The 22,138-nt window shown below is 34.9% G+C and carries 23 protein-coding genes and 6 tRNA genes; 6 read left to right on the top strand and 23 right to left on the bottom strand.

The features are described from left to right. The first annotated feature begins 369 nt into the window (after window positions 1–369). On the top strand, window positions 370–1,392 hold the full coding sequence (locus tag ACJMML_RS04880) for a YeiH family protein (RefSeq protein ID WP_405306248.1): 1,023 nt from the start codon (window positions 370–372) through the stop codon (window positions 1,390–1,392). A 95-nt stretch (window positions 1,393–1,487) separates the two neighbouring features. On the opposite strand, the gene ACJMML_RS04875 is transcribed toward ACJMML_RS04880, so the two are convergent. From ACJMML_RS04875 to ACJMML_RS04830, 10 genes are all read right to left on the bottom strand, one after another. After that, window positions 1,488–2,744: an exodeoxyribonuclease III gene (locus ACJMML_RS04875; RefSeq protein ID WP_405306247.1), complete on the bottom strand. Its 1,257-nt coding sequence runs from the start codon at window positions 2,742–2,744 to the stop codon at window positions 1,488–1,490. Between the two features lie 197 nt (window positions 2,745–2,941). After that, window positions 2,942–3,256 carry a hypothetical protein gene (locus tag ACJMML_RS04870; RefSeq protein WP_405306246.1) on the bottom strand — a complete coding sequence of 105 codons (315 nt, stop codon included), beginning with the start codon at window positions 3,254–3,256 and terminating at the stop codon, window positions 2,942–2,944. A 360-nt stretch (window positions 3,257–3,616) separates the two neighbouring features. Then, window positions 3,617–5,311, bottom strand: coding sequence for a hypothetical protein (locus tag ACJMML_RS04865; protein WP_405306245.1), 1,695 nt, complete (start codon window positions 5,309–5,311; stop codon window positions 3,617–3,619). A gap of 13 nt (window positions 5,312–5,324) precedes the next feature. Next, window positions 5,325–5,828 carry a hypothetical protein gene (locus ACJMML_RS04860; RefSeq protein WP_405289689.1) on the bottom strand — a complete coding sequence of 168 codons (504 nt, stop codon included), beginning with the start codon at window positions 5,826–5,828 and terminating at the stop codon, window positions 5,325–5,327. Window positions 5,829–5,852: 24 nt separating this feature from the next. Continuing rightward, a complete protein-coding gene (locus ACJMML_RS04855; protein WP_405306244.1) occupies window positions 5,853–6,407 on the bottom strand; it encodes a hypothetical protein in 555 nt (184 codons plus the stop codon). Window positions 6,408–6,420: 13 nt separating this feature from the next. After that, on the bottom strand, window positions 6,421–6,558 hold the full coding sequence (locus tag ACJMML_RS04850) for a hypothetical protein (RefSeq protein WP_405279626.1): 138 nt from the start codon (window positions 6,556–6,558) through the stop codon (window positions 6,421–6,423). Then, the gene (locus tag ACJMML_RS04845) at window positions 6,559–6,777 is read right to left on the bottom strand and encodes a hypothetical protein (RefSeq protein ID WP_292742712.1); all 219 of its coding nucleotides are present in this window, start codon (window positions 6,775–6,777) and stop codon (window positions 6,559–6,561) included. After that, window positions 6,758–7,060, bottom strand: coding sequence for a hypothetical protein (locus ACJMML_RS04840; protein ID WP_405279620.1), 303 nt, complete (start codon window positions 7,058–7,060; stop codon window positions 6,758–6,760). Before ACJMML_RS04840 ends, ACJMML_RS04845 begins: the two co-directional genes overlap by 20 nt. Window positions 7,061–7,074: 14 nt before the next feature. Then, window positions 7,075–7,209: a hypothetical protein gene (locus tag ACJMML_RS04835; protein WP_405306243.1), complete on the bottom strand. Its 135-nt coding sequence runs from the start codon at window positions 7,207–7,209 to the stop codon at window positions 7,075–7,077. A gap of 52 nt (window positions 7,210–7,261) precedes the next feature. Continuing rightward, the gene (locus ACJMML_RS04830) at window positions 7,262–7,420 is read right to left on the bottom strand and encodes a hypothetical protein (protein ID WP_405306242.1); all 159 of its coding nucleotides are present in this window, start codon (window positions 7,418–7,420) and stop codon (window positions 7,262–7,264) included. Window positions 7,421–8,571: 1,151 nt separating this feature from the next. Between ACJMML_RS04830 and ACJMML_RS04825 the strand changes: the two genes are divergently transcribed. Next, a complete protein-coding gene (locus ACJMML_RS04825; protein WP_405306241.1) occupies window positions 8,572–9,060 on the top strand; it encodes a hypothetical protein in 489 nt (162 codons plus the stop codon). 247 nt (window positions 9,061–9,307) lie between these two features. Here ACJMML_RS04825 and ACJMML_RS04820 read toward each other — a convergent pair whose 3' ends face one another. Continuing rightward, window positions 9,308–10,435: a site-specific integrase gene (locus tag ACJMML_RS04820; protein ID WP_405279609.1), complete on the bottom strand. Its 1,128-nt coding sequence runs from the start codon at window positions 10,433–10,435 to the stop codon at window positions 9,308–9,310. A 501-nt stretch (window positions 10,436–10,936) separates the two neighbouring features. Here ACJMML_RS04820 and ACJMML_RS04815 point away from each other — a divergent pair. Together ACJMML_RS04815 and ACJMML_RS04810 are read left to right on the top strand one after the other, a co-directional pair. Continuing rightward, window positions 10,937–11,653: a DUF4013 domain-containing protein gene (locus ACJMML_RS04815; RefSeq protein WP_405306240.1), complete on the top strand. Its 717-nt coding sequence runs from the start codon at window positions 10,937–10,939 to the stop codon at window positions 11,651–11,653. Between the two features lie 150 nt (window positions 11,654–11,803). Beyond that, window positions 11,804–12,934 carry an NAD-binding protein gene (locus ACJMML_RS04810; RefSeq protein WP_405306239.1) on the top strand — a complete coding sequence of 377 codons (1,131 nt, stop codon included), beginning with the start codon at window positions 11,804–11,806 and terminating at the stop codon, window positions 12,932–12,934. 6 nt (window positions 12,935–12,940) lie between these two features. On the opposite strand, the gene ACJMML_RS04805 is transcribed toward ACJMML_RS04810, so the two are convergent. From ACJMML_RS04805 to ACJMML_RS04790, 4 genes are all read right to left on the bottom strand, one after another. Then, a complete protein-coding gene (locus tag ACJMML_RS04805; RefSeq protein ID WP_405306238.1) occupies window positions 12,941–14,749 on the bottom strand; it encodes a hypothetical protein in 1,809 nt (602 codons plus the stop codon). A 199-nt stretch (window positions 14,750–14,948) separates the two neighbouring features. Further along, on the bottom strand, window positions 14,949–15,833 hold the full coding sequence (fhcD, locus tag ACJMML_RS04800) for a formylmethanofuran--tetrahydromethanopterin N-formyltransferase (protein ID WP_292602106.1): 885 nt from the start codon (window positions 15,831–15,833) through the stop codon (window positions 14,949–14,951). Window positions 15,834–15,952: 119 nt separating this feature from the next. Continuing rightward, the gene (locus ACJMML_RS04795) at window positions 15,953–17,017 is read right to left on the bottom strand and encodes an acyltransferase (RefSeq protein WP_405306237.1); all 1,065 of its coding nucleotides are present in this window, start codon (window positions 17,015–17,017) and stop codon (window positions 15,953–15,955) included. Window positions 17,018–17,028: 11 nt separating this feature from the next. Next, window positions 17,029–18,081: a UPF0104 family protein gene (locus ACJMML_RS04790; RefSeq protein ID WP_405306236.1), complete on the bottom strand. Its 1,053-nt coding sequence runs from the start codon at window positions 18,079–18,081 to the stop codon at window positions 17,029–17,031. Window positions 18,082–18,146: 65 nt separating this feature from the next. Here ACJMML_RS04790 and ACJMML_RS04785 point away from each other — a divergent pair, with 65 nt between their 5' ends. Together ACJMML_RS04785 and ACJMML_RS04780 are read left to right on the top strand one after the other, a co-directional pair. Next, window positions 18,147–19,580 carry a TrkH family potassium uptake protein gene (locus ACJMML_RS04785; protein WP_405306235.1) on the top strand — a complete coding sequence of 478 codons (1,434 nt, stop codon included), beginning with the start codon at window positions 18,147–18,149 and terminating at the stop codon, window positions 19,578–19,580. A gap of 55 nt (window positions 19,581–19,635) precedes the next feature. After that, complete coding sequence (locus ACJMML_RS04780) at window positions 19,636–20,286, top strand: potassium channel family protein (protein ID WP_405306234.1); 651 nt, start codon at window positions 19,636–19,638, stop codon at window positions 20,284–20,286. Here the strand turns inward: ACJMML_RS04780 and ACJMML_RS04775 are convergent. The 8 genes from ACJMML_RS04775 to ACJMML_RS04740 form a co-directional block, all read right to left on the bottom strand. Continuing rightward, a complete protein-coding gene (locus ACJMML_RS04775; protein ID WP_405306233.1) occupies window positions 20,275–20,880 on the bottom strand; it encodes an MBL fold metallo-hydrolase in 606 nt (201 codons plus the stop codon). The genes ACJMML_RS04780 and ACJMML_RS04775 overlap by 12 nt on opposite strands. Before the next feature lie 60 nt (window positions 20,881–20,940). After that, a tRNA-Trp gene (locus ACJMML_RS04770) sits at window positions 20,941–21,089 on the bottom strand. Window positions 21,090–21,140: 51 nt separating this feature from the next. Then, complete coding sequence (gene hjc / locus ACJMML_RS04765; RefSeq protein ID WP_405306232.1) at window positions 21,141–21,551, bottom strand: Holliday junction resolvase Hjc; 411 nt, start codon at window positions 21,549–21,551, stop codon at window positions 21,141–21,143. Window positions 21,552–21,643: 92 nt separating this feature from the next. Continuing rightward, window positions 21,644–21,719 (bottom strand) — tRNA-His (locus ACJMML_RS04760). Between the two features lie 33 nt (window positions 21,720–21,752). Next, window positions 21,753–21,835: transfer RNA gene (locus tag ACJMML_RS04755), tRNA-Leu, on the bottom strand. Between the two features lie 48 nt (window positions 21,836–21,883). Continuing rightward, window positions 21,884–21,958, bottom strand: a tRNA-Glu gene (locus ACJMML_RS04750). Window positions 21,959–21,984: 26 nt separating this feature from the next. Then, a tRNA-Ile gene (locus ACJMML_RS04745) sits at window positions 21,985–22,058 on the bottom strand. A 5-nt stretch (window positions 22,059–22,063) separates the two neighbouring features. Then, window positions 22,064–22,136, bottom strand: a tRNA-Asn gene (locus ACJMML_RS04740). Window positions 22,137–22,138 lie beyond the last annotated feature (2 nt).

Below are 22,138 nucleotides of genomic sequence, written 5' to 3'. Positions count from 1 at the left end.
CAAAAACCAACTTCAATTTAACTATAACTAACAATAAATATCTTATATTCTTAAATAAATATTTATAATTAATAATTAATAAAATTAACTATGTATAATACTTAAAATTAGATATAATTAAATTAAAATTAATTAACAAGTAATTAAAATAAATAATGAAAGAATTAGAATAAACAAAGCAAAATACCAATAGAAATACGAAAAAAATCATGTGAGAAAAAAAATAAAATTAAAAAATCTCAGAAAATAATCTTAGCTTGACAGCAGTGACATTGAACTAAACTTATAAATATGTCAATAAACGATATTATCATTGGTTTAGAAAAAATAGTTTACATCTGTTTTTATAGATTTTTTTAGTGATTAACCATGTTTAAAGATAAACTCTACGGAATTATAGTGTGCCTTATCATTGCAATTCCAGCACTGATTGCGGGAAACATGTTCCCCATAATAGGTGGACCAATCATTGCAATAATTTTAGGCATGATAATTGCCGTATTCTGGAAAGGAAGAGAAAAGTTTGACAAGGGAATAAGTTTCACCTCAAAATATGTCCTTCAGGCAGCAGTTGTGCTTCTTGGATTTGGCTTGAATCTCAACGTGATTCTGGCAACAGGAATTCAATCCCTTCCGATAATTGTCGGAACAATTGCAATCGCCTTGATAGTTGCATATGTAATGAAAAGAATACTCAATATGGAGAAAAACTCAGCAATACTGATAGGTGTGGGTTCATCAATCTGCGGCGGATCAGCTATTGCGGCAACAGCTCCGGTAATCAATGCAAATGATGAGGAAGTTGCACAATCAATATCTGTAATATTCTTCTTCAATGTTTTAGCAGCAATCATATTCCCAATGCTTGGAAAAATGCTCGGATTTTCAACAGTCAGTGGAGATCCATTCGGAATATTTGCAGGAACAGCAATAAATGACACTTCATCAGTAACAGCAGCTGCAGCAACATGGGACAACATGTGGGGCCTTGGAAGCCAGACACTGGACAAGGCCGCAACCGTAAAGCTGACCCGTACACTAGCAATAATTCCAATAACATTAGCGTTATCATTAATCACACAAAGACAAAATAACTTTAACGGTGAAAAATTCAGTCTCAAAAGAGCATTGCCACTGTTTGTGGTATTATTTGTAGTTGCATCCATAATAACAACAATATGTGTCGGTTTCGGTGTAGATGCAAACCTGTTCATGCCTCTTAAGGAACTGAGCAAATTCTTCATTATCATGGCAATGGCAGCAATCGGACTCAACACAGACATTGTGAAACTTGTAAAATCCGGTGGAAAGCCTATAACATTAGGTTTCACATGTTGGATAACAATAACCATTGTCAGTTTGCTATTGCAAAAATTCTTAGGAATTTGGTAAAAAAAAGAGTTTAAAAGGGAAACTCAATGAGTTTCCTTATATTAATTTTTGAATTTCTTCACGAACAACCTTATTGACCAGACTATTGGACAGTCTCATATAAAGTCACCTTTAGGCCTTGCTTCAATTCCCAATTTCTTATACATTCTTCTTGTATTAGGATTAGATTCAATAGCTAAATATTTCTCCACCTCATCACCATGCTGTGGTATAACTTCATTTTCCATCCAATACTTTTTGACTTGTGGAGGTTGGCCCCCAAAGTTCCAGTAAGATTCATCAGGTTGAAAACCTGTCTTTTCCTTAATGTCTCTTAAAATTTTATGAGAACGTTTATATGGACTTGCAGTAATTAATATAACATAATTGTCTTTAATCAATTCAATCAAATCCATTTCATACTTTTGTGATTTGATTTTCTTCTCAAGAGGATAATTAAAAATTTCTTTAGAGTTAGCTATTAACGTATAATTCAAATCCAAAAGAATTATTTTGTCTTTTGGAATTTCCAGTTTGTCTTCACGGACTTCCTCTTCCTCTTCAGTTTCAATTATTTTAATTCCGCACTGATAACAGAATTCGTTATCGTTATTATTGACTGTTCCGCATACTGGACATGAATTTAATTCTAATACAATTGGTGCATGGTCTGAACCCATTTGGTCTTTTAGAATATATGAATCAGTCAATGTATTTTCAAAAGTGTTGGACACTAAAAAGTAGTCGAATCTGTATCCTTTATTATCTTCCCTATATCCTTTTCTGTTTGGCCACCATGTGAAATTGTCTCCGTCTTTATGGAACTTTCTAAAGGCATCGGCATATTTGGTCAATATCTCTTTAAACCATTCCTGCTCTTCTGGTAGGAACCCTGATTTGCCTTTAATGTTTTTGGGGTTCTTTGCATCAATCTCAGCAGATATTCTGTTGAAGTCTCCGCAGATTATTGAAGGCTTGTTTGATTTGTAGACGTATTCTGTGAATTCATCATAGAATCTGAATTTACGATCAAGTCTTTCCTGTGAGCTGGCACCTGATGGACAATAAACATTATAGAGATAAAAGTTTTCAAACTCCATTCTGATGACTCTACCTTCTGCATCAAACTCCTTATCACCGAAACCTTTCCTAACGGAAAGCGGTTCAACCTTTGTATAAATAGCTGTTCCGTAAAAATTGACAAGTTCAGATGCAGGATAGTTGTAAGAAATATAATTTTCAATTTCAGGTATTTCAGTTGACTTAACTTCCTGAAGACATAATATGTCAGGGTCTTGAGCTATTATCTCTTCTAAAAAACCTTTTTCAATTATTGATTTAAGTCCATTAACATTCCATGATATAATCTTCATTGATATCACTCAATATAGTATTGTTGTTAATAATTTATGTTAGTTTATAAATTTATAATTAATTAGGATAATATCTAATTTTCATATCAATATTGGTAATTCGAATTGATGTTGGCTATTTTTATTATATTTTTTATATAAAATAAGTAATAAAATTAATGGAATGTACAGAAATGATTAATGTGGAAAATATTTATTTAACTTCTTAGCAATTCTCTTCTACCTTTACCAATCAATTGACGTTGCCTTTTTCTTAACTCTTTATACTCCCAATACATCTGTGATGTAACGTATCCATGCAATCTTCTAAACTCATCAATCCGGACAATCTCTGCCTGTACAATAGCTGCTTCTCCTTCATGCCAGCAGTAGTATGGATGATGGCAAGGAATATCATGCTCTGAAGCCAATCCTGTTTTGCAGTTGTTGCAATAATCCACAAACCACAATTCTTCATCTCTTTCTGTCTTTTCTTTTTTGGCTTCAATTATCTGTTGTCTTATAGATTTCATAACAATCAATTTTTATAAAAACCAAAAAAACCATAAAAACTCCTGTAAACTTTTTCGATGGTTTTTTTAAAAACTCCTCAAAATTCTTTAAATCAAAAAAGAACAATCCACAAGAAGTTTCACGAAAATGATTTTTTAAAAAACCAAATTTTTCCGGAGTATGCGGGACCGCTTTTAAACATGTCCCCGCACATTTCCGGAACCTCAGTTTTTTGCAAAAACCTCCTCACTAAAACCAAAGCAAAATCCTCAAATCAATCTAAAAACAATTATAAGCCGTTTTTTAAAAAAACTTTTATAAAAGTTTTTATAAGTTTACATGGTTTTTTTAGTTTTTTGGTTTTCATGGTTTTTCAGTTTTTATGGTTTTTTGCCAATCCATATCGGCTTTTTTATATCTGAATCAAAGTTCATTATACTTAACCCCTCAATAAATTTATCTTCCTTCATAATGTCTACAACCCATTCGCCAATCTCATAGCAGATATCATCATATACAGAATCGTCCATGTGCTTTAGATCATAGCTGATTGATTCCACTTCACTTTTTGCAAGGTCATATACATTGGACCTTCCTGAACGGTCAGTAATCTGAAGAAATCCCTTGTCTGCCAGTTCATACATGTATTTCCTGGCCGATGCTTTGCTCAGTCCGAGACTCTGAAGTGTGAAGTAATCATTGGTTGTAATTCCCATGTTCAGCACTTCCCGGTCCTTACTTATCTTCCACTCATCAATATTGTTTCTGATATCGTTTAAAACCTCAACGGCTTTAGGAGCAAGATTTGCGGATATGCTTTCCTTGTAGGGTCTGAGCAGACTCATGAACAATTGCACATCAGCTATATTTGTCAGCACCACTTTTTTTCCGTCAACATCATAGACTTTATGATTATAATAATTCAATGCAGTTATTGTTTTGAGTAACCCATTGAACTTGTCAAAATCCCTTTTGTAAAAAGCGGAGTTTTTTAAGAAGTCTATGACAAAATGAACATAGGGATTTATCACTACAGTATTTTCAAATATCCCCTTTAGATGCAATAACATGTAGGGCACCAGTTCGGCTTCCTTTTCGTATTGCTTTAAAATCCTGTAGCTTTTGCCGTGCTTGAATTCAAGCGCACTTTTTCTTCTGTTGAAGATTTTCTGATTGTCCATTCTTGGAGTGATGAAAATGCTTCTGCTCATTTCTTGATCATCAAAATAATGATTAGGAACTGTAGTATAAGTCAAGCATGGTCTGCCTTCAAGCTCCAGGTCTTTTACATCCCATCCTCCTTCACCGTCCGGAATGTTTAACGGCTTATTTAGAAATCCGTCGGATTGAAGTTCCTTCATGAGGTTTTTGGACTCCTCCATGAATTCATGGTCATTGCTTCCGCCCATATCACCATAGTTGACAATCATGCCATCATAGAAATACCTGTCCTTTTTGGCACGGTTAAAGAGTGCAGCTTCGGTAATCTTCTTTTCATTAACAACAAACCTCTTTGGAATCAGTCTTAAAGCTGTTTCCTGGATGTGGGATTTGCCGCTGCTTGCCTCACCAAGACATATTACAGAAACAGGATTTTTCAGGATAACCTGTCCGGCATATACAGTGAATGCATAAAGGATATTGTTGCGCTCACCTGCAGTAAACCATTCGACAATGCTGCCGATATAAATCAATGGACAATCCAATGATTTGAGCTTCACAATAGCTTCCTTTAATTTGTTGGAATCCTTTTCCTGTTCGGCCTGTTTCTTGTCAGCTATTTCCTGCTCGATAACAGAGAGTTCATTTTCATAGTGAAGCTGCAGCAATTGCTTCAGTTCTGAAAACTGGTTGTTGACCTGTCTCGGTTTCATCTCACCGTTAGGATTTACAATCTGCTTGAACTGTCTTGCGACATTACTTTGAGAAGATAATGTAGCGGGAGATTTATTTAGATATTCTCCAATCTTATTACCATACCTGTTTTTAAATACATATGTGACCTTATCAACATTATCCCTGTTGATAATAAGAGTTATTGTATCCTTTGTCGGTAATTCAGCTACATTACTCATTTCTACACTCCATCTATTTTACTTGGACGTCACGTACGATGAAACTGTAGTATACATAACTTCCGGACTTTTCCTTGACCTGTATTGTCATTTCACCTAAGTTGTTTACGAATTGCCTATATTCAGCCAGGTTGACATTTCTTAAGATATTGGATCTACCTACTGAACCTGCATTTTCCAATTCTAAGATGGATGTAATGAAGTCAAAGAGCACACTTCCTTTTCTGATGTTTTTGTGAAGGTCCCCGTCGTTTTTGAGGTTGACGTTTATTTCAACGTATATTTTTTCATCATCTTTGAAAATGAATAATTTAAAACGGTTGACGGTTTTTTCCTCACCGTCATCATCGAAAGTGTAGGATGTGACTGAAGACATTTCAGGCCTGCCTGTTATTAAAGTTCCATCTTCAAAGTCTCTTAGTTCTGCTTTTTCATACCCTTCCGGGATTTCAACGATTTCTTCAAAGTCCAATTCTGTTCCTGTAAATATGGTTTGTCTAGTATTTTCAAAACTCATTTTATTTGTCTCCTAAAAAAATATTTAAGAGGAATTATCCTCTTTTAAAAATTTTGATTGTGATACAATCTTTTCTGCTGACATCTCTTCTGCTGACACTTCACCTGCACCAATAAGTTCAGCTATTGCGCGATTGGTTGCACGTGTCTTTGCAGTTGACATTATTGTATGGTCTGAAACCTTGTCCTTTCCTTTTTCAGACCTTGAGCATAATGCATCAGATTCTACGCTGCGACCATTAGGCAAGGTTGCGCGTACACAGTAGTATGCTTCTTTGATTCTGCCCATTTTGGTTCTCTCAATGTCACGGTCAACAATTTCAGTATCAACATTGAATGCCCTTGAGAGCTTCTGCCATGCTGACTTTTTCTTGAAGTGTCTTTTCACTTTAACGTAGTTTCCATCTTCATCTTTTTCTTTAACAATAATCTCCTGATAGTCACTGTCATTAAGTAACCCTTTGCAGAGTTTTTGATAAGCGTCCCACTGTTCAATAGCTACATCAACATCCGGGACATTATCAACAGCAGTAACAATTTCAGTCTCTTGTGGATTTTCTATTAGTTCTGCTTTTACCATTATTATCACCTTTTTATAATACTCCGAAGCTTGCGGTTGTGATTCCAAACCATCCGATAGCTATGGCAAATATAATGCTCCCAATCCAAATCATTTTTGGATTTGGGTTCATCGGTTCCTCTTTTGGATATAATCTTGCCGGTTTGGACATTTAGCTCAACTCACGCCTGATGCATATTTCAACAATTAAATCCAAGTTAATTATTGAAGTCCATCCGTTTTTTCTATGGATGGATATTCTGTTATCATTCAGGAAAGCAATGTCATCCGATTTGGTAACTGGAAAGTAGTGATCTTTATTTGCAGATACAAATGCAACAAAGAAACCGTCTCTGAGGTTTTGCTGCATTTCAAGGATTGCATTTTCCATATTTACCATCTCTTTTGTTTTTCCTGAATCCGACAATGAAAGGTTCTCCTCTTATGAATTTGATAAATCCAATATCCCCTTCTGTTGCATATTGGATTAATGACAATAGCTTGGCATGTATTGCTGCCTGGTATGCGTGTTTACCTCCGTCCATTAATACTATGCCGTCATCGTCAATGTAGAGGATTTCCTGTTCCATATCTCCTTTGGCAATTTTGATTTCACCGCTATGGGTTAAGATGCCGTGGAAATTGTCTTCGAATTGATTGATTGAGGTTGCCATTATTTATCAGTCCCCTATCTTTCAAATTGTGAACAGCTATTTATGTCAATGCCCAATTGGTCAATTCTATCAAAAATCTTCCACATTTTTTCCCACATTTCTTTTGGGACCACAACGTGGATTTTACCGTCAATTTCTTGTTCCATCATATTTTAAAGACTCCTGTAATAATTTTAAATTTAAATTCGACTCCTCTGGTATTCAATCGAGTTTCATTATCTTGATTCTGTATGACTCGAAAAATTCCCTTTCATTGCGGATGTTTTCCGCTTCCTGAATTTCGGCAATGCATTCTTCAAGTGCCCTGAAGTTATTGAAGATAATTATTTCGTTTGGCCGCCGTTTTATTACTTCACACATGATCTTTTGTCTCCTATTTCTCCCGTAATCGTGAACGGGTTTAATGATCAACAATCTAAAAATACATTATGGGCCAGAAGTCTTTGAAAATAAAAATAGTTTGTTGTAAAATCAATTTTCCATCCTTTACCGAATATTTAGAATAAGATAAGTTGGTTCCGGTTTAATATGTATAAATATTTATATATTGCTTAAAATAAACTAGATATTGGGTTAAGTTTTGAAAAGTATTAATTTTTAACTATGTTTTTGTGGACATGTATAATTATTTTTATTTTTCTTACTGACCCATTATAGGATTATATTAAAAATATTTTATAGTTCGTTATCCAAAATAAAATTATTTTTTTATAATCCTTTTATTATGATCTTCTTTTCTCACTGCTTTTTTGATATTTTACCTCCAGATATTTATTTACAGACATTACCAAGGAAAAGTTGTACGAGTGTGAAGTATTGCTCCCACTTCGTAAAATTGCTTTCAGTCAGTAATGACTATTTTAAGGTCTATAATTTTGTGTATATAAACATTTTGTTTGACATATTTTTAGAAACTGTTTAAATATAACATTGTAATACTTGACTTTAAGCATAGTGTTTTTGAGAATTTGTGTAAACAATTCAATATTAAAATTCGACGGGAAAAGTGAAATGTATAAACTCAAAAATTCGAAAATCATAAAAATCCTGGCACTAAAATTTCATCCCAAATCAAAATAAGGAAAATATAAATACTGATGCAGAACCCTGTTTAAGCTTTTTTAAAGTCTCACAATACCCCCTGACATTTTATAATCATTTAAATATTTCAACAATATATCTATTAATCTAACATCATGAATAATTACAATATCAGTGCAATACTAGCTTAAAAGATAAAATTCAACCGATTGACAAATCAGACATTAACGACTGCAATTTCCCATTTAAAACTTACTTTTTCATATACAATTCAAAACAATATTATATACCTAATAATGCTAATGTTAATGTCAATACATTCAATTAAACAAAAATAAAAGCATCTCGTTTAATTTATCCCATATAAAATTATTGAAAATAATACTTATCAAATGCTCTCTCATTCACTATAAATACGCTCGCTAAAAAAAATAATAAGTACCACTCATCAAAACAGGGAGAAGTAAAAAATGATTAGGAAAAACGACCGAAATTTATTGAAATGGATTTGTGAAAATGTAGTTGACTTCGAAGATGAGAATGATGAATCCGGATTAACCTGGGACAGCACACATGAAGACGCCTTGAAATTCATGAGCAGTATTCCTCCAAAAGAAAAAGCTCAAAAGTATGGAGTATATTCCTGCAGAATGTATTTTATTGAAATAACTGAATTTGATGATATCAAGGAAGGTTTGGAAAAAGGATTCATATCCCGACATATGAGCCTTGTAATCTATCGCTGGAACAAATCTGTCGGACGTAAAAACTGGGACATGTCAGATGTTGATCAAGTATTGCATCCTGAAATCGGCAGCATTAGAAGCAATAATTTTATTTATAATAATCTAAAACATCTGCTTGATTTGGGAGTAATGGAATGCATCAACCCAGAAGTTAAAACCGGCAAAATATTCAGATTAACCGAAAAAGGCGAAAGAATACTTGAATCAACATAGCTTACCTGTTACCAACCAACATTAACACCCGCCATCAGCTATTCAAAACCAACAATCCAGAACCAGTTCATATATACTGCAATCTAAAACAAAACATAATTTTCAAAATCACGGCAGTTAATGTAAAAACCAGTTGATTAAAATAAAAGAAAAAAAGTAGCTATTAGTTATATCAACATTAAAATTAAAATAAATGAATGTTTGGTAGGGACATCTCACAAGTAAGATGCCACCACATTCATCATTCTTATTTTCCAACTTTTGCTTTGAGACCTTCCAGCTCTCTTTTCATTTCTCTAACATCATCCATCTCTTTTCTAATGTCAACAAGTTCAGATTCGAGCTTATTCTTTTCATTCTCCATTTGCATAAACTCAGGAGATTTGATAGACAGCTTTTCAACTTCTTTACTTATAGTTACAGCATGGAGATGCTTGATATATTCATATTTCAAATCTTCAGGATTTGTCATGAAATATGACTGGTCTGTTTTGTTTTTAGCCTTACCCTGCAAGTCATTGACATCATCCAGACTCATGCCGTCATTGTAAAGTGCAGATGCATGGAACTTACGGAGCATATGGCTTCTCAGCCTGTTGAAATATCCTACCTTACCAAAACCCAATCCATCATTGATAGCAACAAACATTTCTGAAAGATATGTCGAATTTATCTTAAAAAGAGATTTATCATTGGTCAAAGGATCATTCCTGCTTAACAGATATGAATTTATCGCATTGACGGCTTCAGGACTGCAGTAGGTAGTGTAATGCTTATCAGTTTTTTGTCTTCTGATATTGAAAGTAGGAACTACATTTTCTGCATCCCCCAAATCCTCAATGATTTCATAGATATCTTTTTTATCTGTATAATCACTTAAGGCCTTAATATACTCTCCGATTGTTAAATTAAGTACTTCCCTTTTAGCACAACCACTGGAGACCATAAAGCAAATGATAGCTGACATTAAAGGACTTGCAACACTTAGTGCTTTCCTTAACAGTTCTTTGTCTGGCAAATCACTGAATCTTATAGGTTCTGAAGTAGTGACATTCTTTTTGTTGACTGGAGGCAATGGGAACAGTTCAATCTCAAAATATTTGTATATTGTTAAAATAGGTCTTAAAAGAGTGTTGACTGTATTCAATGCATAGTTTTCCAACAAGTGTTGTCTGAATGTTAACAATCTTCTTTTTAATTTTCTTTTTTTCCATTTGACGCCTGCATCTTCTTCAGCTTCTGCTTCTTTCAACAGTTCTTCCAAAGACATTGAACAAAAAGTAGTGTATTTGTTTACAGCATCCTTGTATACTTCTCGTGTCCGTTTCGCATGATTTCGCATCATGTGTATTTCTTCTAAGAGTTCGTTATCCATACTATCACTTTCTACAAAATATATAATATATTTTCATAGAGAGCATTTGATAAGTATTATTTTCAAGAAGTGCAAGATATATTAAATAGCTCCATATCTATAGGATGCATAATATCCCACACCTTTATAGTGTCGGATATTTTCGATTACTGCATGTCAGTCGGATGCATAATATCCCACACTTTTTTAGTGTCGGATATTTTATTTAACTCCATATCAATGGGTCTCATAATATCCTCCACTTTACTCTCTAAAACAATATTTTATATAGTCCTTACCGTTAATAAAGATTTTTCAATACCTAAAATAATTTTAACCACATCTCTAGTTGACGATAAGAATTTTTTCACATTATGAACATCATATTTTCATGTTTTTGAAATCTGAAAATATATTTATAATTTCTATGAATGAAACTTTGTAGCAACTTATATATTAAACTATAAATAAATGATAATACAACACGTAATGGAGCTTAATAATTAAAAAAAGGTGAATCAAATGAACATGGGAGAAATAATGAGTGATGCTTTGGCATATCCTTTAAATAATTTCAAAGCATTAGTTTTATACATAGTTTTAGGAATAATTGCCGCAATTATTGGAGGAACAAGCATAATCAGTCTTTTAGCTGCTACAAGCACAAAAGGATTATCCAGCTCCGCTCTTAGCGGCGTGGGAATTATTGGAACCATTATTTTCATCATGGTGCTCTTCCTGATTGAAGGATATGCATTGGACATTGTAAAATTTGGCATTGAAAGAAGAATCGACAGTCCTGGAATTGATTTCGGAAGACAAATTCCAAATGCCCTCAAATTAATTATTGTCGATATTGCGTATTACATCGTTCCGGCCATTATCCTTTTTATTTTAGGAATTTTCTTCAAAGACTGGATTTTAACAATAATCAGCGTAATCGTAGCCATCATATTTTCTTTAGCAAACTTCATGGCCAGATGCAGATTAGCAAAAACCGACAGTTTAGGTGAGGCTTTGTCTATGGGAGAAGCAATTGGAGACATATCCAGAGTAGGATTTTTTAAACTTGTTGCAACAGTCATTCTCATTATAATTATCTCAGTAATCGTCATACTTGTTATAGGATTTATTAATGAGATAAACGGAATTATTGGAAATATACTATTAGGTATCGCTATGGTTTACCTTGTATTCTTCTACCATAGAGCTATTGGTTTATTATACTCTGACGCATAATCAAACCACTCTTTTTTCTTTTTTTAAAAACCTCAGACTAAACATCAATATTGTTTCTTTGACATTACCAATCGGATTCAAAGCATCACCTAATAACTTAAAATATACCTTGTTACTATATATAATCATATTAAGTTTAGGAAAAGTCATATGCGAAAAATAACATTTAAAGTTTTATCAAAAATGCCAACAAGAATCATAGACAATGGCCTGATTTTTATAGCGGCCCTCTTCATTTATGGAATTGTAGGTACACATTATATAATGAAAATAAACTGGGTTGACTCAATATACTATGCAGTCATAACAATGACCACCGTAGGATATGGAGACTATCTTCCAACCACAGGAATTCAAAAGATATTTGCAACCACTCTGGCAATCGGAGGAGTCGCATTACTTGCGTATGTATTTAATATTATTTTAACAAATTTCCGGGAAAAAATGAGCAAATATTCACAAGGAGCCAGAAAAATGAAAGCAATTGAAATAATGAAGGATTATTATATTATTTGCGGTTTAGGACGAGTTGGAAAAGTGGTTCTTAACGAACTGCTGGAAAGAAATCAGAATGTGATTGTAATAGATAAAGACAAAGATAAATGCGAATCCCTTGAAGAGACCGACAACCTAATCATCATAAATGAGGATGCAATTGAGGATGACCTGATAGCCAAACTGGCAGGGGAAAAATGCAGAAGCGTCATAATATGTACTGGAGATGACGTTAATAACCTATTTATAGTATTAACAATAAGGGAAACCAATCCCGACGCCTGGATTGTCACAAGGGCCAGCAAACTTGACAACATTAAAAGGCTCAGGAAGGCAGGTGCCGACAAGATAGTGTCTCCGGAGATAATAGGTGGAGAAGACCTTTACTACGAATCCGCAAGACCACATATACTAAGAATTACAGTGAAACACGCAGTTGACGAGATATATGATGAATTTAAGATAATTTCAAAGCACGGCTGCACATTGGAAAACATTGAATACCACATTCCAGGAATCGAAACACCCCTAACCCGTGAAATCAAAGCCTCAAAATTGCATGACGGCAAAAGGTACCACAATTACCTAAATAGCCATGACGATCAAAAAAGTGCATTAGAAAACTTATATAAAACCGTGAATACCGTACATTCCCACCGGATTTCAGGTCCGGACAAAAATGCATTCAACAAGCTGCTAAAAGACCTGGAAAAACAGGAAGAAATTATCGGAGTTAATCTGACAAATGAAGAAATAGCTAAAATCACATCAAAAGAAATTAAATAAGTACAATTAAGTTATTTTAATTGTACTCTTAGCTGATACGTAATATTTAACATTGCCTGAATATATTTTGACATTATAAGTTCCCACATCCAATAAATCAGTATTGAAATTAGCAACACCACTTGACTTTGTTCTGACAGTGTAAACTTTATTGCCAATCTTTAATTTGAGCTTAAGGTTCTTGATTGGATTTTTAGTTTTCTTATCCTTAACCAATACAGTGAATTTCTTGGATTCATTGAGCATTTTAGTCAATTTTGGAGCTTTGACGTTGGTTTGAGTTTTGATTAGCTTGTCAATGCTTCCGAACTTCTGAACTCCGAGCAGTAATTTAGATGGTGTTTTCGGCAGGTCATATTTGGAGAAGAACTTACCCTTGAATTTTATATTATCCATAAGATGTCCTGTGCCTCTTCCAACCAAACGGCCATTATCGTTTGCAGCATAAACTTTTAGTTTTGAAGTTGTTTTACCTTCTTTTGTTACTGCCTTCCAGTGAAATGCGGTTACATCCCTTCTGTTGACTCCAAAAGAATCGGTTGCCGCAACCTTAACTGCTGCTTTTGCAGGATGCTCAGATAAAGTTGTCCATTTTCCATGCCTAAAGCATGATTTGAGATTAGGAACATCTATATATTCGCCTGGCTTTAATTTGCCCTTAACAATACTTCCTCCCCAAACAAGAGCATATTTTCCATTTGGAGCCTTGATTGAAAAATGACCAAGACCTAATATTCTTTCATAATTCTGAATTTTTCTGAGGTATGACTTTTTGATTTTGCCGGATTTGATTATTTTGCCGGCAATCTTTTCGATGCCTTCATTAATATCAGGATTATCTATACCGCCGGTTCCAAACATCCATCCGTCAGAAGTTGTCACAAGATGGAAGAAGTAACTGTTGGTCTTATATTGCTTAATGGCAACTTTGCCACCTATTTTATATTTCACAATATGTAACACCTTGGCATTTGTTGCATCCCTTCTGAATGCCGCAACTGATTCAAATTTGCCTACCTGCAGGTATACCGAACTGCAGCCCATTTCTGCAGTCTCCTTAATGGTCAATCTAGCTTTTGATTTTTTCGCATTCAAATTCTTACTCTTCTTGAGTGAAGTTATGACCTTATAGGATCCGACGTTAAGATTTTTCTTTAATTTTGCAATCCCTTTTGCATCAGTTGTTGACCAATAAGTCCTATATTTATAATCTTTATAAACCTTAAAGGCTACCTTAGCTCCTTCAATAGGGTTTTTAGTAATTTTATTTGTTACTTTTGCCTTGAAATAAAATCCAGATTCAAAATAGGTCTTATAATCTTTAGTCTTGATTTGCAAGGATGCCTTATTGACTTTAACGATAGTATTTTTAGCACTTGCCGCATAGTTGTTGTCTCCTGCAAAGTTAATTTTTGCAGTGTAGGTGCCCGGCTTTAAATTAAGCTTTAAAACTACCTTACCCAACTTATCTGTGACCTTATCATAATTCTTTTCATTTATTAGAATAGAAACCTTCTTGTTAGAAATCGGTTGATTGCTGGAGTCTTTCAAATATGCAACCAGATTATATTTTTCCTTGTAATATGTTTTCACGTCTTTAGCTTCTATTATAGTGGTTTCTTGAGAATTTTGAATATGCTCATTTGAATCACTTTCAATTTCATGAGAAAGTGGAGTTTCAGAAATATCTTGAGATGGGGTTTCATCATTTAGTGAAATGTCATCAGTTATATTCTCATTAGCTGAAACAATTCCCATTGTTAAGAATATTAAAAGCAATAATGAGAGCATTAAATAATTTTTGTTCATTAACATGTGCATTGTCCAATAAGTTTAGTTTTTTGAAAATGAGATGAAACTGCAACTTTATGATACCATTCAATTCATCATCAATATTATATCTTATCAATGCACCTTTTATTAGTTTTGATTTGGACTTTGATAATCTTAAAATCAATTATGTAAAATAAACATGAAAATAGAAAAAAGAGAAAAGAAGAGAGTTTAACTCTCTCTAGAATAATTCTTGTAAGTGGATTTGGTAAGGACCTAAGCTTCCACCGTAGTTACCAGCACCGATTTCAATAACACCAGGTACTTGACAAGCAGCTTCAATACCTGCTTTCATAGCAGCTTTGACAGATTCTTCATCTACACCGTCAATAACGATTTCCATGTTACCGAATACGTTTTCTGGTAATTCAGTTTCTACTTGATCTTTTAAAGTTACACATTCTTTTTCGTTGGTGGATGCGCTCATGAAAGAGTATTTGGAACCAGTTTTAGAACCGGAAGCAACCATACCACCAGAGAAAGGAGTGATTACACCAGGAACAGCGTGAATAGCATCAACAGCAGCTTCAGCAGCAACGATAGAAGCCATTTGACTGTCAGCCATGATGAAGAAGTTTCCACCAGCTACTCCGTCTTTGCATCCCATTTCATCTTCTACTAAGAATTCACCGGACATGATAGGAATCACGTGCATTTTTTTACCGTTTACATCTTTTTCAGTTTCAAATCCGTCACCGAAGAATTTGAGTTGTTTTCCGGTTGGGAAGGATTCTTCACTTTCTAAAGCATTGAATGCTGCTGCAGTAGGAGCGGTTAAAACACATTGTCCGATTCTGTCCATAATTTGTCCGCCTAAAGCTTTTTTGGACATGTGACAAATCATAATTGCATAACCTGGTCTTCCATCTGGGGATTCAGTTGGAGGAACATATTGGTCAATACCTGCTTCTGCAGGACATCCGATAACTGAAGTAGCAAATCCGGTAGCTTCAGTAGCTGCAATTTTAGCTAAATGTTTAGTAGCTGCAGTAATAATCAATCTAGATACTTTAATTCCAAAACCTTCAGCAAAGGTATCTTGTATTTCTACGCCATTAATTTCCATATTTTCACCAAAATTTTTTTAAAATTTAATTTTTTGTGATAAATAAATTTATGAAAATATATTAAAATAAAGTTTTCTATTTTTGCTAGAAAAGTCTATTAATTTAAGCGGCAAAAAAGTTATTTTACACCAATATAATCATCAATTATTGGCATTTTAGCTAAAACATAAATTATAATCCAAGATAAAATAAATCCAACTATGAAAAATATAATGTAATCAAATGCAAAATTTATATGGACTATTCTACGGACAACCATTATCATCGGACTGTGAATCAAATACATACCATAACTGCACACAGCAATTGATGAGACTATCTTTCTCACATCATCTCGAGGATCATTTAAAATTGGACTTGATTTGAAAATGCAAAACACCCCAATGGCAACAATCATAATCAATATCGAATATCTGTGGAATACAAATAATATTGTTGTGTCTGCAATGCAATAGGAATAAATAAACATCAATACTGAAGGGACAGCAATAAAAATAAGCGCAATAATCGAACTGTTGAATATCTTTCTTTCAGTATATCTCAAATAATATCCTAAAACCACAAAACCGATTGGACTAATGAAAAATGACAAAATTTCAGGAACAGGAATCATTAAAGAATGGACAGCAACAATATATATCGCCCAAATTATTAAAAAATACTCTATCTTCGAAAAATCAGTATTATTAATCCATTTATTGAATATAGGCATCAGCAAATACATTCCCAACATCATCCAGACAAACCAGTAAACCTCTGATCCCGGCCCCCTGCATAACAATGTATCAACAAATACATTTATCATGTCTAAGGCTCCGAATTTGGTAACAAAATTGATGCTTGAAACAAAATATGATGATAAAATCAAAATTATGCTAAATATAAGTGCCCAAAAGAGAAATGGCTTTAAAAGACGTGGAATTCGTTTTGAAAAAAAGCCTTTAATGTCCCAATCACGTCCAAGAAGCAATGCACCTGACAACATTAAAAATAATGCAATGCCTATTCTAAAGAAATTGTTTGCAAACATGGTATAGAGACCACTGAGGGAATAAATGGTTGAAAGGTCATAATTCATTATCTCCCCAAGATGGCCAGTCACATGCAATAGAACAACACACAAAATGGCAACAGCTCTAATGCCATCAAAGTAAAATATCCTCTTAGAAATAGAATTTTCCATGAAATAACCTTCTAATCATCATTTTCACTCGATTCCTCGATTTCATCTGAAGAACCAAAAGAAATTTTATCAAGAACTGATGAACCGTAATACGGCAGGATAACCAAACCGAGAATTGTAACCATCCAGAATGAAATCAATCTTTCGATTACAGTAGCGGCCGCACTGATTGAAGCAGTTATTCCTGCTGCAGAATAGAACAGAATCATTAATCCGTCTACAGCTCCAAGACCTCCAGGCAGAAGAGGAATCATACCTGCAAGACAAGCCAAAATAAATACTTCACCAATGATTACAGGATTTACATTAGCTCCGAATGCAAGGAACACAAAATAAACCCTTAAAATCTCAAAAATCCAAATTACAAATGACAACGGCAAGGCATAGTACAATACTTTTTTGTTTGAAATTACCATTTTCATAGTGTCCTGAAAACCTTTTATGACGCCATGAATCCTTTCTTCCAGTTCATCTGAATTTTTCTTATAGAATCTCCTGACCAAACCGATAATCCAACCGTCAACCCTTTCGCCGAAGCTAGGATTTATGGACATGTAAATAATTAAAATTAAAACTATAACTATGGCGATTACCGCCACAACCATCAAAACAAGTAGCCATAAGTCAAAATCAAATGTCAGAGTCATACCAATAATTGTCAATACTGCCAGCACTACAAAAGGGAATGTATCCAATGCCCTGTCTGCCACAACTGTTGCGAATGTCTCTTGCATAGGATAGTTTGTTTCACGAGACAAAATGTATGCTCTTACCGGCTCTCCGCCTCCACGGCCTGAAGGGGTGATGTTGTTAACAGCAAGACCCACCAAAACCATAGGCAGCAATCTTTTCATGCCGACATCAATATCGACCATATCATTTAGTATTTTCCAACGCAAAGTGTAGAGATAATAAGTGAAAACCTGCATAGCTATAGCTATAGCAATATATTCCAATTTTGCAATTTTTAAAGCGGCAATTACTTCGTCTATACCCACAAAATATAGCATTACCACCAATATTACTAAACTTACCCCCAAAAAGAATACTGTTTTTTTATCCATATTGTATATAATTTTTTTATTTCATACTTATAAATTTATATAGAAATTTGTTCAAATTTTAATTAATGAAATATATTACAAAAACGGACTTAATTATTGTTGCTAGAAATTCAGGATACCTGATGATTGGAATCGGTATAATGTGTCTGATTCCATTAATATTCGATTTGGTCTATTTTGAATTTGACATTCTCAGTTTTGCCATTCCTGGATTCATTTCAATATTGTTAGGCGTTTTTGCACTAAAATATTTCGAGGAAAAAGTCAACAAGAAAATGCGCTTCAAGCATGGGATGATGATATCCGCATTCGCATGGATGTGGGCAAGCCTTATCGGAGGATTCGTTTTTACATTAGCGACACATATTCCAATTATCGATGGTGTTTTTGAAAGCATGTCCGCTCTGACAGGTACTGGAATCACCATGTTTATGGATGTGGAAATTCTACCTCACAGCATCTTATTTTTTAGAGCTTTCGAACAATGGGTCGGAGGATTGGGAGTGGTTGTTATGGTTATAGCAGTATTGACAAAACCCGGCTCCGTTTCATCAAAGTTATATCACTCAGAAGCCCGTGAAGAGCGTATAAAACCAAGTATCAAAGCTACAATGGAAAAAACCATTGAAATTTATTCTATTTATACTATTTTTGGAATCATATTATATCTGATTGCGGGAATGCCCCTTTTCGATTCAATCTGCAATACCTTCCATATTGTTTCAACAGGAGGAATGAGCATTAAGAATGCGAATATGGGATTCTATCAAAACGATTTCATCTATCTGATTTCAATCGTCCTAATGATTTTGGGAGCAACAAGCTTTTTGGTGCATTACAAAGTAATCAAGACAAGAGGAAAATCCCTGTTTGGAGATCTGCAGTTTCAGATAATCATAACTGTGATTGCAGTAGTTACACTAATGCTTTATTTTGTCTCAAACATTGTTCCAATCGACCTATTGTTTACTGTAGTATCAGCAATTACAACAACAGGGGCAAGCGTGGCATCACCAGTCACAATGGCAGGATGGCCCCCATTTGTTATAATATGTCTGATGTGCCTAATGCTGACTGGAGGGTCTAACGGTTCAACAGTAGGTGCAATCAAGCTCGTCCGTATGATTACCTACTTTAAAGGAATATACCGTCACATCAGAGAGATAATGTCACCGGAGGGAAGAGTTGTTCCTGTTAAACTGCATGGACATACCATTCCCGAAAAGGCAATCGCCCAGGCCGGAAGTTACATAACCCTTTACATGATGTTCATAATGTTTACATGGGCACTGTTCTGCCTATTCGGTTATGATCCATTCAGAAGTCTGTTCGCAGCAATGTCCCTTCAGGGAAACAACGGTTTGGAGCTTGGAATAATCAACTATACCCTAAACCCTGTGCTCAAATTAGTAAGTATGTTCGATATGTGGACCGGAAGGCTGGAAATATATCCTGTACTGATTACCCTAAGAGCAGCATTTGAAATTTTCAAAAGATAATATTTATATTGTCAAAAAATATATATTGATTATCAATTGTTTAAGAGGCGATATTGTGTATGCAATAATTATGGGAGGAGGTCGTGTAGGACTTGCCCTTGCAAATTTATTAATTGATACAGGAGCTGACATTACTTTAATTGAAAGTGACGAATCATTATGCAATGAAATTGCAGGAGAACTCGATGCACTAGTTATTCACGGAAACGGAACCAGTTCCAAATTGCTCGAGGAAGCGAATATTGAAGATGCTGATTTTTTCATCGCAACCACAGGAAACGATGAAGCAAACCTTTTATCATGCATTTTAGTTAGAAAATATGATGTTGAAACCATTGTTGCACGTGTAAGTAACCCTGACCACGAAGAGGCATTTAAAGAAGTTGGTATCGACAAGGTAATAAGTCCAGAAATAAGTGCCGCAAGAGATTTGGCACAATTCGTTATGAATCCAAGAGCATCAAAAATTACAACCCTTGGAGAAGGTAACGCAGAAATTATTGAAATGACAATAACAAATGATAAAGTCATCGGAAAACGCTTTAAGGAAGTGTCTCCTGGAAAAGACTACATCATTATTGCTGCGTATCAAAATGGAAAACTTGTTATCCCGCAGCCTGACAACATAATCAGCCGTGGAGAAAAAGTTTCCATACTTGTAAAAAGAGGAACCTTAAAAAATGTATCCAAAAAGTTAGAGCAGTGAATAAGACAGTTTAATATGCTCTTTTCCATTATTCTCAACTATTGGACCATGACCGGGATAGATGTTTTTAACATCTAATTCCATTAATTTTTCAACACTATTTTTCATATCCTGGTAATCTCCGCCAATATCCATTCTGCCAACGCCACCGCCGGCAAATATGGTGTCTCCTGAGATTAAACTTTCACCGTCCCACAGACAGATTCCGCCGCTTGTATGGCCTGGAGTGTGAATTACCTTAAAATCATCAATTTGATCTCCGTCCTCCAGTTCAATATCAACCCTTGAATTGCCCTCATCTTCAAAAGCAGACAGGGAAGTTCCTAAAGTATCCTTATTTTTAATTGAAATAGCATCAAGCCTATGGACTGCAATCTTTGCATTCGGGAAGAAATGATTGCCTCCAATATGATCAAAATGACAGTGGGTATTCACAATCAATTCAATATCTTCCGGTTCGACACCGTTTTCACGAAGCTTAGAGAATAAATAATCCTTATTTTGACCCGCACCGGTATCCACTAAAATTTTATTATTGATTAGATAGCAGTTTGAATCGTAATTGAAACCTATTATAAAAACAATTGAACTCATGAAAGATAATATAATCAAGAAAGTAATTAAAAGTTTTGAAAAAAAAGTTTTGTATAAAAATGGGGTCATAGGGATTTGAACCCCAATCCGGGGATGTCTCTTGCCTCAGTACTCCAATTGTTCATCACAACAGGTACTGTTCAGTTACGCGTATATTTTCTTCAAAGACAACTGGAGTCCCCGATGCTGCCAGGTTACACCATAACCCCACATAACGTACAGTAATAGATTATATTTTAATAATATATAAATATTTGCAATTATTCAAATTTCATTTGCTTGTCTATACCAGCTATCTCATCGATTTCAAAACCCTTTTCAAGTGCATAATCTTTTTCAACTCGATAGTTGCCGGTTCTAGTTCTAGGAGTATTATGAGGTTCCAAAAATAGCCATTTAGTATATTTAAACCTAACTCCAATATAGGGCTTTGCACCAAATATTTTTGAAAATTCACAAAGGGAAGTAATTTGCTCTTCTTCAATATAGATCTTTTCCTTGGTGGTTGTCTTTACCTCAATCGCCAAATAAATTTTACCATTTCCAGCTAAAACATCAGGCAAAGGCCTTTTAGTCGCACCACCAGAAGCCGGAGCCCTCATAGCAGCAAAATTCCTTTCCCATAATTTATGTACCAAATCCCTTTCTTCAGCAGATCCTTTTTTTGCCATAGTAACACTCAATTAATAATCTAAAATTAACCCTATATAAACTAAATGAGAGAGCATTTGAAAAGTAATATTAAAAAAATAGTTTTTATAAATGGGGCCGGAGCCGAGATTCGAACCCGAGTCCCGGGATCCACAGTCCCGGAGGATGACCGCCTACCCTACCCCGGCATTTATGATTAATTATATAAAAAATTGTTAAAGTGCGGGAGCAGGGATTTGAACCCTGGTAGACCTGCGTCACCAGGTCCTAAGCCTGTCCCCTTTGGCCTCTCGGGCACCCCCGCTTAAAGAGAGGGAGGGGATTCCCAAAAAATCTAACTATATAAAAAAAATGCTCCGGCCGGGATTCGAACCCGAGTCTTCGGCTCGAAAGGCCGAAATGATTGGCCGGACTACACCACCGGAGCAAATATACATATGAGTTTAGTTAACATGGGCCCAATGGGGTTCGAACCCATGACCTTCCGGTTATGAGCCGGACGCTCTACCTGGCTAAGCTATGGGCCCAAAAGCGCCATCGACAGGGCTCGAACCTGTGACCAATCGGTTAACAGCCGAACGCTCTACCTACTGAGCTACGATGGCAT

It is taken from the genome of Methanobrevibacter sp., from assembly GCF_045130115.1.
In the GTDB taxonomy this organism is placed as follows: Archaea; Methanobacteriota; Methanobacteria; order Methanobacteriales; family Methanobacteriaceae; genus Methanocatella.
This window is presented reverse-complemented; position numbering and strand designations above follow the sequence as displayed.